The sequence below is a fragment of the Rhizobium sp. 01N48 genome (genome assembly GCF_056399145.1).
Genome location: NZ_JBFTQT010000010.1, coordinates 115,296 through 128,783, shown reverse-complemented (window position 1 = coordinate 128,783; position 13,488 = coordinate 115,296). Strand labels below are relative to the sequence as shown.

Genomic DNA, 13,488 nt, shown 5'->3' with positions numbered 1-13,488 from the left:
TCGCGACCTGCCCTTTCTTGTCTGTTCAGTCCGAACGACCGCCCTTACTGGCTGGTCGAGACATCCCCGGCTGCGTTCCATTCGCGGATCGCGGCGTTGAAGGCTTCGACGCCGGTCGGGCCTTTCTGCATGGTCAGAAGCGCGCGGCGGCCGTTGCGGTAGGTGATCGGGATATCGATCCAGTCACGCGTCGACAGAAGGTCGAGATTGGCCTTGCGGGCATCCGGGTAGTCATTGAGCGCGATCATGTGGAAGTCGTCGGTGATCTTCGCGGGCACCGCGACAAGCGGATCACCGCGATCCTGCTCCGTCCGCTTCATCGAAATGCGCTGAACGCTGTCGATTGCGCCACCTTCGAAGTTTGCCGGCAGCGAGAACACCATCTCAACTATGTGGCTGGCCGGAAGCGAGGGATCGGAGTTGCGCTTGAAGTTGATCTGCGCCGTAAGGTTCCGCTCGGGCACCGTCAGCGTGCCCTGGACGGAGGCTTCCTGCTTGCCATCGGCGCCCGCCTCATGATGCAGGCTCCAGACGATCGAACCCTGGATCGCCGTCGGCGAGCTCTGGCCGATGCGCTCCTCATAGAGGAACATCTTTTCGCTGGAACCGGCAGGCGCGGTCTGGCCGGCAGCGGGCGGCGTCGCGGATGCTGCGGCGGCAGGTGCGGCCGTGCCGGAAGCGGCGGCCGGCGGTGTCGTGCCTGCGGCGGCCGGTGCGACCGGGTCGGCGGAAGCGACATTCTGCTCGGCGACGGACTTGCCTTCGGCGACCTGCGTGCTTGGTGCAGCCGCCGGGCCGCTATCGACCTCGGTGCCATCGGCCATCAGCCGCTGCGTGAACTTGTTGCCGGCAGCAGAACCGTCGGCGGACGCGGCGCCGCTCTGCGCTGCATCAGGCGTTGCAGCAGCCGGCTTGGCATCGCTCGTCTGGTCGGCCGGCGCTGTCGTGCCTGCAACAGGCGGCGTCTGCGCGGTCTGCGATGGGGCGGCACTGACGAGGCCCTTGACCATTTCGGTCAAGGCGGCCTGGTGCGTATAGGCGGCATAACCGCCGCCGCCGACAACGCCCAAGGCGATCAGAAGCGCGATGATGGAGCCGATGCCGAAACGGCGGCGCTTCGGTTCCATGCGGAAATTCTTGCCCTGGAACTTCGAGGCGATGTCGTCGTCGCTGTTGCCAACCGACAGGCCATCGTCATCCTCGGCAACGACGCCGCGATTGTCGTAGCCGCGAAGCCGCGTTGCTTCCTGCCAGTCGTCGCCGGCCAAAGGCTCGTTTTTCGGCGCCGGCCCACCGTGAATTTCGGAGAAGAGATCGACATCCTCGTAGGATGTGGCAGCCGGTGTCTTCTTGTCGTTGTCGATCGGCGGCAGGTCGTCGAAGGCAGCCGCTTCCCAGGAGAAGCTCTCATTGGCAGTCGGCATCTTGGCCGCTGCAGCCGGTACCGGCGCCGCAGCGTAGTCGATGCTCGACACCACCTCGTCGAAGGCGCGCGCAGCATCGTTGGCGGCAGGTGCTGCATGCGAGGTCTCGGAGAACTGGCGCAGCTCCTCAAGCGCCCAGTCGGTCGGCTCAACCGTCTTCGTGGACGGTTCGGGCACTTCTTCCGCCGGCTCGTTCCAAACCGGATCGAAATGACCTGCGGCGTCGGCATGAATGGGATCGTCCTGCGTCTGCTCGACGAACTGATGCGGCGGCTCGAACACCGGAACCGGCTCGACGAGGCGGTTGCTCAGGTCGAAATCGCGCGCGACCGACTGCGCCCGCGGCGCGTCGTCGATGACAGGCTCTGCATAGGGCTCGACGTCGGGCGCGGCGGCGAAATCATGGCGATGCGTCTCGCGCGCGGCATCATACTGGTCCTCGACCGGCAGCTGCCAAGGCTCGACAGCCTCTGGCTCGGAGGCAGCGGACACATGTGGCGCATCCTCGAACACGGGCTCGGCGTGCGAATGCGCGGGCTCGTGATAGACCTCAGGCTCGGGCTGAACTTCGGGCTCTTCGTGAACCTCGGCCGCATGCACCGCCGCCGGCTCCTCGTAAACCGGCTCCTCATGCACGGCAGGCTCGTCAGCAACCGGAGCCTCGGGCTCGACGGGCGCTTCGTAAGCCGGTTCCTCGTAAGCAGGTTCTTCGTGCGCGGGCGCCTCATAGGCCGGATGCTCGTAAGCGGGCTCGGCCTCCGGTGCCTCTTCCGCCTGCTCGGCGATCGGCTCGGGTGCCGCAGCAACCTCGGGCTCGGGCGCGACTTCGGGCTCCGGCGGCGCTTCCGTCACCGGCTCGGCGACGGCGGCATGGTCCTCGGCCGGCAGCGCATCGGCATGCTCGGCTTCGACTTCACGAATGGCGGCTTCGAGCTTTTCCAGCTGGCGTTGCAGCATGGCCTCAGGCGGACGCGGCTTCATGTTCTCGAGCTGCCGCTGTACGGCACCGCGAGCACGCTCGTAAACCTTCACCCGCATATCGGGAGTGTTGTCGGTCAGGCCGTCAACCGCCCGCCGGATAACTGCGATAAAATCCGCCATACGTACTTTCTCTAAGAGTGTGGTTCGCCGCGCGAACCACACAAATAATCATATAAAACCTTAATCCTCAAAAGGATCGGTCACAAGTATGGTGTCATCGCGCTCAGGACTTGTAGACAGGAGAGCGACGGGGGCGCCGATCAGCTCTTCAACCTGGCGGACATACTTGATCGCCTGGGCCGGCAGATCGGCCCAGCTGCGCGCGCCGACAGTCGATTCCTTCCAGCCCTCGAGCGTGATGTAGACAGGCTCGACGCGTGCCTGCGCAGCCTGGCTGGCCGGAAGATAATCGATCTCCTTGCCGTCGAGCTTGTAGGCGACGCAGATCTTCAGCTCGTCGAGGCCGTCGAGAACGTCGAGCTTGGTGAGCGCGATGCCCGTGATGCCTGATGTTTTCACCGTCTGGCGAACCAGAACGGAGTCGAACCAGCCGCAGCGACGCGGACGGCCGGTATTGACGCCGACTTCGCGACCGACGGTCGAAAGATGCTTGCCGACTTCGTCATCGAGCTCGCAAGGGAACGGACCTTCGCCGACGCGGGTCGTGTAGGCCTTGGTGATGCCGAGAACATAACCGATCGCCGTCGGGCCGAGACCAGAACCGGCGGCAGCCTGACCGGCGACCGTGTTCGACGAGGTGACGAAGGGATAGGTGCCGTGGTCGTTGTCGAGCAACGCGCCCTGCGCGCCCTCGAACAGGATGCGGGCGCCGGCCTTGCGCTGGTCGTCGAGGATACGCCAGACCTGATCGACATAGGGCAGAACCTGATCGGCGACGTCGTTCAGTTCCTTCTCCAGCGATTCCACCGAAATCTCCGGCAGGCCGAGGCCGCGGCGCAGCGCATTGTGGTGCGTCAGAAGACGATCGATCTTGGCAGGCAGTGCTTCCTTGTCGGCAAGGTCGATGGCGCGGATCGCGCGGCGGCCGACCTTGTCTTCATAGGCAGGGCCGATGCCGCGGCGGGTGGTGCCGATCTTGGTGCCGCTGTTGGAGGCAGCATCTTCACGGAAGCCGTCGAGATCGCGGTGCAGGGACAGGATCAGCGGCGCGTTGTCGGCAATGCGCAGAATCTCGGGCGATACGTTGACGCCCTGGGCACGCAGCTTCTCGACCTCGGCGACGAAATGATGCGGATCGACGACGACGCCGTTGCCGATGACGCTGAGCTTGCCGCGCACGAGGCCCGACGGCAGCAGCGCCAGCTTGTAGCTGACACCATCGATGACCAGCGTATGGCCCGCATTGTGTCCGCCCTGATAGCGCACGATCACATCGGCACGTTCCGAAAGCCAGTCGACAATCTTGCCCTTGCCTTCGTCACCCCATTGCGAACCGACCACAACTACGTTCGTCATTCACGTCTTCCTGTTAAAGGCGGATTTAACCGCTCCCTGCTCAAACCCGCGCATCTATAAGGCTTTGTTTTTGGGAAAGCGACCCTGTATTGCCGTCTGAATTGGCTTTTTACGTGACAAATCAGCTATTGGCAGGCTATTTGCCGCCGTAGTCGAAAGAAGTTCTGCGCCCGCGCAGCCGACCGGGAGAGAATCGGCCGTGCAGTTTGCCGCCTACATATGCCTTGTCGTTGCCGCGATGTGCTGGGGTGGCAATACCGTTGCCGGAAAACTGGCGCTCGGTCACGTCAGCCCGATGATGCTGACCTCCCTGCGCTGGTTCGTCGCAACGGCGATCATTGCCGCCATATCCGTGCCGCAGCTGAAACGCGACTGGCCGGTCGTGCGCAAAAACCTCCCTCTGCTCTTCTTCTACGGCATCGTCGGCTACACGCTGTTCAATGCCATGCTTTATTCCGCGGTAAAATATACGACCGCCATCAATGTCGCAATCGAGCAGGCAGGCATCCCGATGCTGATATTCCTGCTCAACTTCCTGTTCTTCCGCACCGGCGTGTCGCTGGCCCAGATCCTGGGCTTCGCGATGACCTTGCTCGGCGTCGCACTCACCGCCGCCCACGGCAGCCTGACCACGCTCCTGGAGCTCGGTCTCAACACCGGCGACGGCCTTATGCTGGTCGCAGTCGCCGCCTACTCGGTCTACACGATCTTCCTGCGATGGAAGCCGCCGCTCGACTGGCGCACGCTGATGGCAGTGCCTGCACTCGGCGCCATGCTGAGCGCGCTGCCGCTTCTGGCCTGGGAGGCCTCAAAGGGCGCGGCGCAAGCTCCCGACGGCACCGGATGGCTCATCACCATCTATACGGCGATCTTCGCCTCGCTGATGGCACAGGTCTTCTACATCAAGGGCGTGGAATGGATCGGCGCCAACCGCGCAGCGCTCTTCATCAATCTCGTGCCCGTCTTCGGCACGCTGTTTTCTGTCGCGCTACTCGGCGAAACGCTGCAGACGTTCCACATCGCGGCGCTGGTGCTGACGCTCGGCGGCATCGCCATCGCCGAAAAGGGCCGCCCCAATCGAGTGGCCCCAGCAACGTCGGACGCGAGCTAGCTAGCCCAGCTCCAGCGTGGTAACGCCGAAGACATTCTTCAGCGGAACGGTGGGAACAGCGCCGCGATACATGCGAGATGTCTCGAACACCGGCTCCAGCCCCATGCCGACGGCAAGCGCCACGGCTTCGCGATTGTCGGAGGGGATATCGATGAACACCCGCGCGCCCTTCGCGTCCTGCCCGAGCGTGGAAAGCAGCGCCGCGGCGCTATCCGCATCGGCGGCAAACAGCGGCCCGATCTTGTATCCGTCATAACAGCGGCGGATCGTGCCATAGCCACGGATCTTGCCGCTCTTGCGCACGACGGCCGTGCGCCGATGCTTGCGGTTGGTGCACCAGGATGTCACGAAAGCCGGGCGCTGCGCCGAAAACACGCTGGCATCATACCGCACCAGCCCGTCCAGCTTGTCGGTCACGGGCGTGGCGGTCAGCGACGACGACGGCAAAGAGCCGATCACCCCGCCATAGCGAACCGTCTTGTAAGCCTCCTCGAAGCCAGCCTTGCGGTAATTCTCCTGCTGGGCGACGACACCGTCGAGCCCGATGCTGCGGCCATTCGCCGATGCGATGCCGGCATCCCAGATCGCCCTGCCGTAACCCTTGCCGCGAAATTCGGGATGAACCATGTAGAGCCCGAGAAAGGCCAGGTCGTCGCCATATTTGACGACGGAGATCGAGCCAACCGGCACTTCGCCAACCGCGCCGACGAAAAAACCCGATGGATCCGCGTCATGAAAGGGAAGCGAATCGTCGAGACCTGGATTCCACCCCTCCTGGCGCGCCCATTCGAGCACTAGCTCCAACTCACCGGGCCGCATGGGGCGAACGGCAAACTCCGAATTCATGCAATCTTCCCAATCAGGCCCACGGCGAGCGCACACAGGCGGCGTAATGTGATGAAATCAAGTCTAGCGGCCGCGATACGCGATCGATGACCAGGAAACATGTTCTCTACGGAAGCGATCTGCATCGATCGACATGACGTCGGACACAGAAAACCTTCCGGCCGGAATCATCATGGAACAAGGAACCTGTAATCTCAAGATAATTACTTAAGACAACATGAAGGTAGCCACGCTTCGGGCGCTTCGACCGCAAAAGAACTTGCGCCAACAGCTCGTCCCCGTCTCCCAAGGCTGAACTAGGATATTTTTCCCAGTTCTTACAGGAGACCAGCAATGCTTCTCGGTATCGGCCTTTCGACTGCCCAATCCCCCGCCCGGCAACGCCCCGGCCCTCGCGCCATCATCGCATTCGGAGACAGCCTCACCGAGGGTGCCGGCGCATCATCCCGCGACACCACCTTCCCAGCCATCGCCGCCGGCCTCTTCGATCCACCGAGGACGATCATCAATCGCGGCATCGGCGGCCAGACCTCGACCGAGATCGCGGCCAGACAAGGCGGCGTGCCGCTGCTGCTTGCGGTCGCCGGCGACGATATCAGGAACCTCTATCCGCATACGCGCGACTGGATGGACCGGTTCGAGACCGGCATCGTCAACGGCCTCACGCATGAATGCATCAACAAGGGCACCGACGAAAACGGCCTGCCCTATGGCGACATCAGGATCCATGGCACGGCAACGGCAGGCTTCACAGACATCGGCCGGCAGATCTACGGCGCCATCGCCGCCAACTACGCCGCTGAACCCGGCAACCACTGGACGATCTCAAGCGAAATTCAGATGATCGCCGGTTCCACCTCAGGCATAGCGGGCATGCGCCTTCTGCTCATTGAGGCCGACGAACTCGGCGGCTACCTCGCCGAAATCGCCGCGCCCGCTTTCGCCCTTGATGGCACGCGGAGCCACGTCTTGGCGACGGCGACCAACACCCATGGTTTCATCCGCTCCACGCATCTGCTCGATATCATCCCGGGCAGCGCGATCGACATCACCCTGCGCATCTTCTCCGGCCAGTTCGAACAGGGCGCGACCGTGACCGCGCTGCAGCTGACACCCGGCGACGGCGAAATCCCGGCCTACCACCCGGAATTCTCGCGTCTCTATCGTTTCGATCAGGATAGGGACGGCTGGCTGCCGCGCATCCAGGACGGCCACGCGGCGCCGGTCTTGACGCGCGACGGCAGGCTGATCGTCGAAAACGACGACGCCGGCGTGCTGCGCGGATGCGAACTCAACGTTGCCGAAATCCGCGGTGGCCAGATCATCCCAGCCGGCAAGCTCATCCACACCGCCTTCGACATCGAGATCATCGACGGCAGCGGCCAGATCCATGTCGGCGGGCTCGGCGCGCCGGGCGGCAGCTGGGCGACGACGACATCGGACGGCGACCCCACATTGGCGATCTCGGCGAGCGGCCGCTATGAACTGGTCTTCTCAGCCGGCAATCTCGCCAGCGCAAACCCGTCCTGCGGGGCAATCGCCTTCCTCAGCAGCGGCAGCCTTCTCCGCTGGTCGCTCGACAACATCGTCATCGAATGGGGCGACGAGACCCCGCAAGTGGAGGTCCTCTATCGATCAGTCGAGGCGCTGCACGGCGCCAATGGTGCCATCGGCCTACGCGGCACGCTGGCCGGCGTGGAGGGCACGCTGACGACCGACGGCGGCACGCGCCACCTCTTCACGCGAAGCCATGCGGGCGATGCCGTGGCCGTCGCATACGCCACGCCATTGTTGCCGGCCGATGCGTCCAGCGGCCAGATCCAATGGCTGTGGGCCGGCCGCAACAATGCGGTCACGCCAGAGACCGTTCTCTCCGACATCGCGGCCATGACCGCCCATGTCCCCGGCGGCTGCTACCTGATCGGCTCGATCCTGCCTTCAGCGTCGGATACCCCCGAAACCCGCCAGACGATCGCCACCCTGAACACCACACTGGCCGCCCTGTACGCTACACGCTTCGTCGATCTCCACGCCGCGCTTACCGCCGCCGCCAATCAAACGACCGAGGACCAACAGGACATCGCCGCCGGCCTGACGCCGAGGTCGCTACGCTCCGATTCGCTCCATCTGAACGACCAGGGCTATGCAATCGCCGCCGCAGCCTGGGTGGCGGCGACCATGGCTATGGGCTGGTAACCCGCGCCCGGATCGGCCGCGCCGGATTGCCGGCATAAACGGTCCATGCGGCAAGATCGCTGAAGGCAACACCCCGCGCGCCGAGAACCGCTCCCTCCCCGATCAAGACGCCGGGACCGACAAAGGCCTCGGCCGCGACCCAGGCGTTAGCACCAACGGTGATGGGCCGAGCCGTAAGCTGGAAGGACGCATCATCGATATCATGCGACCCGGTGCACAGATGTGCCCCCTGCGAGATCACCACGCCGCGCCCGAGGCGAACAGGCGCGATGCAGTAGATGATCGCCCCACGACCGATCAGCGTGTTCTCCTCCGTGACGAGATACGGCGGATACCAGATCCGCGCCGATCCATGCACCCGCACATTGCGCGCCAACCGCGCCCCAAACAGCCGCAACAGAAGCGCCCGCCAGCGATGCAAAGGTGCTGGCGTCCAGGCCGCGAGCAGCGCCCAGACAATCCCCCAGGCTAGGCGCAGGACACGGTGCCGGACACTAAAGCTTGGCCCGCCCTCACGCGAGCCGGATTGCGCGGCGTCGAGTATGCCGAAATTCTCCGACGCGCCTTCCGTCATCGTCGCAACCGTTCCTGATATGGCAGCGCCGGATAGACTTGGTCACGGACCGGCCGGGACAGAGCCAGCAAGACCGCGATCTGGCAAACGAACAACGGCAGCACTGCGCCAACAGGGCCGCGCAGAAGGATCGGAATCGACGAGACGATGAGAACACGCGACACGCTGATGCCGCCGAACACGCCCCATTTCGCCATCAGCACCGACCGCAGCAGCATGGCGGTGACGACACCGCCCAGCACGACGCCGGCAAAGCCGAAATCCATATAGAGATCGCAGCCGACGAAGAAGGACAGGTTCGGCGTCCCGTACATGCCCGCCGCAAACAGCTCGTTGCCGACATCGAGCCCACCCACGATAGGCTTTCCGGGCCAGACCGCGCGCGGCACGAAGAACAACAGGATGGCGACAAGCTTCTCTCCCCACATCTGATCATGCGCCGACATGAACCGCACCGCATGCACCGCCATGTCGAAAACGTCGACCGAGGGAATATCGAAGAAGTTGCCGAAGACGGATATCTCGGAGAGACCACCCACGCCATCCAGTCCAAGCCGCGTGGTTATGTTCAGCACCGGAAACAGGACCGTCAGCGCCAACAAGCCGACGACATAAAACCACGCAGCCGCAACCCTGCCGCCACAAAGCGCCAGCATGACCGGCCCCCAGACCGCCAGCAGCATGAAGCGCGGCGCATTGAACGGATTTCGCGCAACCGCCAGCAAGGCGATAACGAGAAGCAGCGGCACGAGAGAAATCAGTCGCGATCGGCACACATGAAACCGCACCGCGACAAGGCAAGCGGTCACCGATTGCAGCCCGAGAAAGAACAGGCTGCCGATGAAAGCTTGCGTCGGGTCCTGCTCCAGCCGCGACGACAACAACCGCTCCATTCCGCCTTCGGATGCGACGAAGGATACGAAGGCGAGCACGTTCACGGCCAGCAGAACCGGCATCGGCAATGTCGAACCACCCGCTTCGGCGGCTGGCGCATCTCGCTCCATCGGGACAAACAAAAACGGCAGACAAAACAGGACGATGATCAGCATGGCGGCAATGAACTCGTGCGGCTCATAGGCATAGGCCGTGATCGCAGTCGCGCCGCCGATCTGGTCCCCATGAATGCGCTGCAGAGGCGAGATCACGAAGTAGACGAAGAGACAGAACCAGAAGACATCGCCGATCTGGAACCGGCGTGACTGAATGCGATACAGCCCGACCAGAACCATAAGAAACATCGGCAGCGTCAGCAGAACGACGAAGAGGCTGTCGGCGAAGAGCAGATTGGCGAGATAGAGCGCCGTAACGGTCGTGAGCCTGATCATGCACCGACCCGCAGTGTCTTCCGCCCGCCCACTCGCCGGAATACCGAGGGCCAGATCACCAGCGCTCCAACAACATGCGTCACCACCTCCGCCATCGCCAGCCCGACAAGCCCGAGCAACGCCCCGAGACCGGCACTCGCCGCAAAGCCGATCAACATGGCCAGCACGGCGGCGACGGCCACGACGCGAAAGCGGCCAAGCCCTTGAGCTGCCTGCGCCAGCGTCTGCGACAGCGCGCCAGTCAGCACCCCGACGGAAAAGAGCGCGACCACTAAAGCGGACTGCGCGAAGGCGCCGCTCATCAGCAAGAAGCAGCCGCCGCCCGCCAGCATCAAACCAAACGCCAGAGCGGTGGCGAGCAGCGTCGCGAGCCGCTGCGCCTCAAAGCCCGCTCTCACTGTGGCGCCAGCCGGTTGAAGAGCGCGGACCATGCCAGGAAAATGCGCGCGCCGCACGAACTCCAGAACCTGCGAGGCGGCAGCCGCGATCTGCCTGCCATAGACGAACAGTCCAACACCCGCCTGCCCCAGAACCGCCGCGCAGACCACGATCTGAAACCGAAACGACAGCTGCCCCGGCAGAATCGCAAGGAGTACGCCCAATCCCTCCCGGGCAAACGCACCGCAATCCGCGACGGTGACCGTCACCATACGCATCGGGCAGCCCAACCGCCAAAGCGCGGCCAGTTGTGCAACGACGGCGACAGCGTAGCCAACCGATAGCGCCGCCCCGAGAACCATACCCGCATCGGCCGATTGAGCGCCCGCTGCGACCAGCGCAATGGCGGACGCGATATAGGCGAGCATCCCAGTCAATCCGCTGATGCCACTGAGCCCCAGCCCATCGAAGACGCCTGCCGCGTTGAATGCCGAGATCAACAGCGCCGGGATGGCGGCCGGAATATAGGCCCGCGAAAATCCGTCTCCGCCAATCCAGGCGTAGATGAGCGCCGCCACCGACAACACGAGCGCGATGCCAAGCCGAACAACCGATGCCTGCCAGTAGCAGCGCCGCGCCACATCCAGGACCTCGCTGTCCCCCGTCAGCGAAATCCGCCTTGCGACGACGACAGGCGCGCCGAAGTCGATAATAATCAGCGCCAGGATCGCAAAAGAAAAATGCGTCGCGAACGCCGCCAGGAGATCGAGCGATCCGCTATGGATCAGCCATGTCTGCGCCAGGAAGATCGATCCCTGCCCGATCGCGAAGCTCAGGATCAATAACGCCGCATTGGCCGAACCGCGCGACCGACCGCCCATCGCCGAGAGCCTATCCCACTTGGGAAAGCCGCTTCTCACGCAGCGCTCCGCAGCAGCTGGCTCTCGATCCAGGCATAGGTCTTTTCCAGGCCATCCATCAGGCGCTGAGTCGGCCGCCAGTGGAGCCTCTCGGCAATCAACCGATTGTCCGATCTGCGCCCGCGCACACCCATCGGCCCCACGACATGCCGCTTGTGCAGCCGCTTGCCGGCGATCTCGCACACCATGTCGACGAGGCGGTTGATGCTCACCATTTCCTCGGAGCCGATATTGACCGGCCCGGCAAAATCCGAGCGCATCAGCCGGATCGTGCCCTCGATGCATTCATCGATGTAGAGGAAGGAACGCGTCTGCAGGCCATCGCCCCAGATCTCGATCTCGCCGCCATGGTCGGCCTGCGCCACCTTCCGGCAGATCGCCGCCGGTGCCTTCTCCTTGCCGCCGTCCCAGGTCCCCGATGGGCCGAAGATGTTGTGGTAGCGGGCGATGCGGCAGGTCATGCCGTGGTTGCGGGCATAGGACTGATAGAGCCGCTCGGAGATCAGCTTTTCCCAACCATATTCGCTGTCCGGCGCTGCGGGATAGGCGGAGGATTCCTCGCAGTTCGGGTTGTCGGGATCGGCCTGGTTAACGGCGGGATAGACGCAGGCCGACGATGAGAAGAATACGCGGCCAACCCCGCGCCGACGGCACAGATCGGCGACATTGAGATTGATCGTCGCCGAATTGTGAATAATATCGGCGTCGTGCTGTCCGCTAAAAATATAGCCGGCTCCGCCCATATCGGCCGCGAGCTGGTAGACCTCGTGGAAATTGCGATCCACCACCCGTTCGCAGAGGTCGATTTGCCTCAGATCTCCGACGATGAACTCGTCTGCCACGCTTTCCTCGTAGTCCGGCAGCTTCAAATCGACGCCGCGAACCCAGAAGCCGTCGCGCTTCAGCCGGGCAACGAGGTGGCTGCCGATAAACCCTCCGGCGCCGCAGACAAGTGCAGTCTTCTCCAGCATGCAACGCCCCCCCAGCGCTAGATTACCTGTTTCTCCATCTGATAGAGGCCGGCGAAAATGGCCTCGAAGCGATCGGTAATCGGCTCGATCGCGAAATGTGCACGAGCATAGGAATGACCATTCGCGCCGAGCCGGCGGCGCAGATCGGCATCGCCGGCGAGCTTTCGCAGATTGTAGATGAACCCCGCCGCATCATCAGGATCAGACACAAGACCGGCATCGGCGCGCTCGATGAGCCGCCGCGCCAGGTTGTTGCGTGGCACGGAGGCCAGCACCGGCCGGCCGCACCCGAAATAGGTCAGCACCTTGGATGGCACGCAGAAGGCCCCGGCCCCCTCTTCGATCATCGCGATCAGAATATCGGCGCCCCCGAGCACATCGGGCAGATCAGCAAACGGCACCCACGGTTTTACGCGCAGATTGTTGACACCTTCCACCGTCGCCCTACACGCCAGGTTTTCGGCAATCGCGCCCTCGGAATGAACATCGATCGTAACAGGCAGCGCTTTCGCCGCCTGCAGCAGCAGATCGGGGTTGTGCTTGTAGCCGAGCGTGCCGGCATAGACCGCCCGGATCGGACCATTGCCGCTTTCGCTCTCGGACTGTTTCGATTCGACTGATCGCATCTCATCCAGCGGCGCCCAGTTCTCGATGACAGAGACCCGACCCGGCGTAATGCCGTTCACCAGGAGATGTGAAACGAAGTCGTCGGTGATCGCGACGACATGATCGCTTTCTCTCAGCAGACCGAACTCCAGTCGCTGATATCGGCGCGCCACCGCATTCCCGATCAGCGGAAACGCTGCGGGCAGGAAGCGGCCAATGGCCTCGCTGTAGATATCCTGCAGCCAGAAAACGAACCGCGCTCCGCAGGCCCGCGCGGCCTTGTGGATGACGGCCTGCGTGTCGAGCGGCGCATTGGCGGAGAGCACGATGTCAGGCCGAAACCGCCTGATCTCGCTGGCCACCAGCCGTCCGAACTCGATCTCCTGCGCACGACGCTTTAGGAAGCTCGATTTTTGGAACGGCTCGGACAACGAAAGACCGGCGATACGAAATCCGGGCGGGTCGTCCGGCCGCGTATCGAGATCCCCCTTCGGCGTCTGGAAGCTCGCCGAATAGAGGTGCAGAACCTCATGCCCGCGCCGCGCCAACGAACGCGCAAGCTGCACCTGAAACGGATGACCGGAATAGTCGTGGACGAGAATGCGCCTTGCACGGACCATGCGTTGCTCTTCAACGAATGAGTGAAATCGCTATTTCAAATGCCTGCAATCAAGCGCCAC

The 13,488-nt window shown here is 63.4% G+C and carries 10 protein-coding genes; 2 read left to right on the top strand and 8 right to left on the bottom strand.

Going from position 1 to position 13,488, the window contains the following annotated elements:
* Positions 1-44 precede the first annotated feature (44 nt).
* Both AC1DOG_RS18975 and AC1DOG_RS18970 read right to left on the bottom strand, forming a co-directional pair.
* The gene (locus AC1DOG_RS18975; protein WP_477930216.1) at positions 45-2,525 is read right to left on the bottom strand and encodes a hypothetical protein; all 2,481 of its coding nucleotides are present in this window, start codon (positions 2,523-2,525) and stop codon (positions 45-47) included.
* Between the two features lie 60 nt (positions 2,526-2,585).
* Positions 2,586-3,881, bottom strand: coding sequence for an adenylosuccinate synthase (locus AC1DOG_RS18970; protein ID WP_477930214.1), 1,296 nt, complete (start codon positions 3,879-3,881; stop codon positions 2,586-2,588).
* 199 nt (positions 3,882-4,080) lie between these two features.
* On the opposite strand from AC1DOG_RS18970, the gene AC1DOG_RS18965 reads away from it, so the two are divergent.
* On the top strand, positions 4,081-4,992 hold the full coding sequence (locus AC1DOG_RS18965; protein WP_477930212.1) for a DMT family transporter: 912 nt from the start codon (positions 4,081-4,083) through the stop codon (positions 4,990-4,992).
* Here AC1DOG_RS18965 and AC1DOG_RS18960 read toward each other — a convergent pair whose 3' ends face one another.
* A complete protein-coding gene (locus tag AC1DOG_RS18960) occupies positions 4,993-5,838 on the bottom strand; it encodes a GNAT family N-acetyltransferase (protein ID WP_477930210.1) in 846 nt (281 codons plus the stop codon).
* 333 nt (positions 5,839-6,171) lie between these two features.
* Between AC1DOG_RS18960 and AC1DOG_RS18955 the strand changes: the two genes are divergently transcribed.
* The gene (locus tag AC1DOG_RS18955) at positions 6,172-8,034 is read left to right on the top strand and encodes an SGNH/GDSL hydrolase family protein (RefSeq protein ID WP_477930208.1); all 1,863 of its coding nucleotides are present in this window, start codon (positions 6,172-6,174) and stop codon (positions 8,032-8,034) included.
* Here AC1DOG_RS18955 and AC1DOG_RS18950 read toward each other — a convergent pair.
* From AC1DOG_RS18950 to AC1DOG_RS18930, 5 genes are read right to left on the bottom strand one after another with little or no spacing between them, the layout of a single operon-like run.
* The gene (locus tag AC1DOG_RS18950) at positions 8,021-8,608 is read right to left on the bottom strand and encodes a DapH/DapD/GlmU-related protein (protein WP_477930206.1); all 588 of its coding nucleotides are present in this window, start codon (positions 8,606-8,608) and stop codon (positions 8,021-8,023) included. The two genes, AC1DOG_RS18955 and AC1DOG_RS18950, sit on opposite strands and share 14 nt — an antisense overlap.
* Complete coding sequence (locus AC1DOG_RS18945; RefSeq protein ID WP_477930204.1) at positions 8,605-9,933, bottom strand: hypothetical protein; 1,329 nt, start codon at positions 9,931-9,933, stop codon at positions 8,605-8,607. Before AC1DOG_RS18945 ends, AC1DOG_RS18950 begins: the two co-directional genes overlap by 4 nt.
* Entirely contained in the window at positions 9,930-11,192 is a 1,263-nt protein-coding gene (locus tag AC1DOG_RS18940) for a polysaccharide biosynthesis protein (RefSeq protein WP_477930202.1), read from the bottom strand. Before AC1DOG_RS18940 ends, AC1DOG_RS18945 begins: the two co-directional genes overlap by 4 nt.
* Before the next feature lie 35 nt (positions 11,193-11,227).
* Complete coding sequence (locus AC1DOG_RS18935; protein ID WP_477930200.1) at positions 11,228-12,202, bottom strand: NAD-dependent epimerase/dehydratase family protein; 975 nt, start codon at positions 12,200-12,202, stop codon at positions 11,228-11,230.
* A gap of 17 nt (positions 12,203-12,219) precedes the next feature.
* Complete coding sequence (locus AC1DOG_RS18930; RefSeq protein ID WP_477930198.1) at positions 12,220-13,428, bottom strand: glycosyltransferase family 4 protein; 1,209 nt, start codon at positions 13,426-13,428, stop codon at positions 12,220-12,222.
* Positions 13,429-13,488 lie beyond the last annotated feature (60 nt).

What these genes read in the sequence shown, in the direction of transcription:
- AC1DOG_RS18975 (WP_477930216.1), bottom strand. Translation starts at nt 2,525, where the DNA reads ATGGCGGATTTTATCGCAGTTATCCGGCGGGCGGTTGACGGCCTGACC.
- AC1DOG_RS18970 (WP_477930214.1), bottom strand. Translation starts at nt 3,881, where the DNA reads ATGACGAACGTAGTTGTGGTCGGTTCGCAATGGGGTGACGAAGGCAAG.
- AC1DOG_RS18960 (WP_477930210.1), bottom strand. Translation starts at nt 5,838, where the DNA reads ATGAATTCGGAGTTTGCCGTTCGCCCCATGCGGCCCGGTGAGTTGGAG.
- AC1DOG_RS18955 (WP_477930208.1), top strand. Translation starts at nt 6,172, where the DNA reads ATGCTTCTCGGTATCGGCCTTTCGACTGCCCAATCCCCCGCCCGGCAA.
- AC1DOG_RS18950 (WP_477930206.1), bottom strand. Translation starts at nt 8,608, where the DNA reads ATGACGGAAGGCGCGTCGGAGAATTTCGGCATACTCGACGCCGCGCAA.
- AC1DOG_RS18945 (WP_477930204.1), bottom strand. Translation starts at nt 9,933, where the DNA reads ATGATCAGGCTCACGACCGTTACGGCGCTCTATCTCGCCAATCTGCTC.
- AC1DOG_RS18940 (WP_477930202.1), bottom strand. Translation starts at nt 11,192, where the DNA reads ATGGGCGGTCGGTCGCGCGGTTCGGCCAATGCGGCGTTATTGATCCTG.
- AC1DOG_RS18935 (WP_477930200.1), bottom strand. Translation starts at nt 12,202, where the DNA reads ATGCTGGAGAAGACTGCACTTGTCTGCGGCGCCGGAGGGTTTATCGGC.
- AC1DOG_RS18930 (WP_477930198.1), bottom strand. Translation starts at nt 13,428, where the DNA reads ATGGTCCGTGCAAGGCGCATTCTCGTCCACGACTATTCCGGTCATCCG.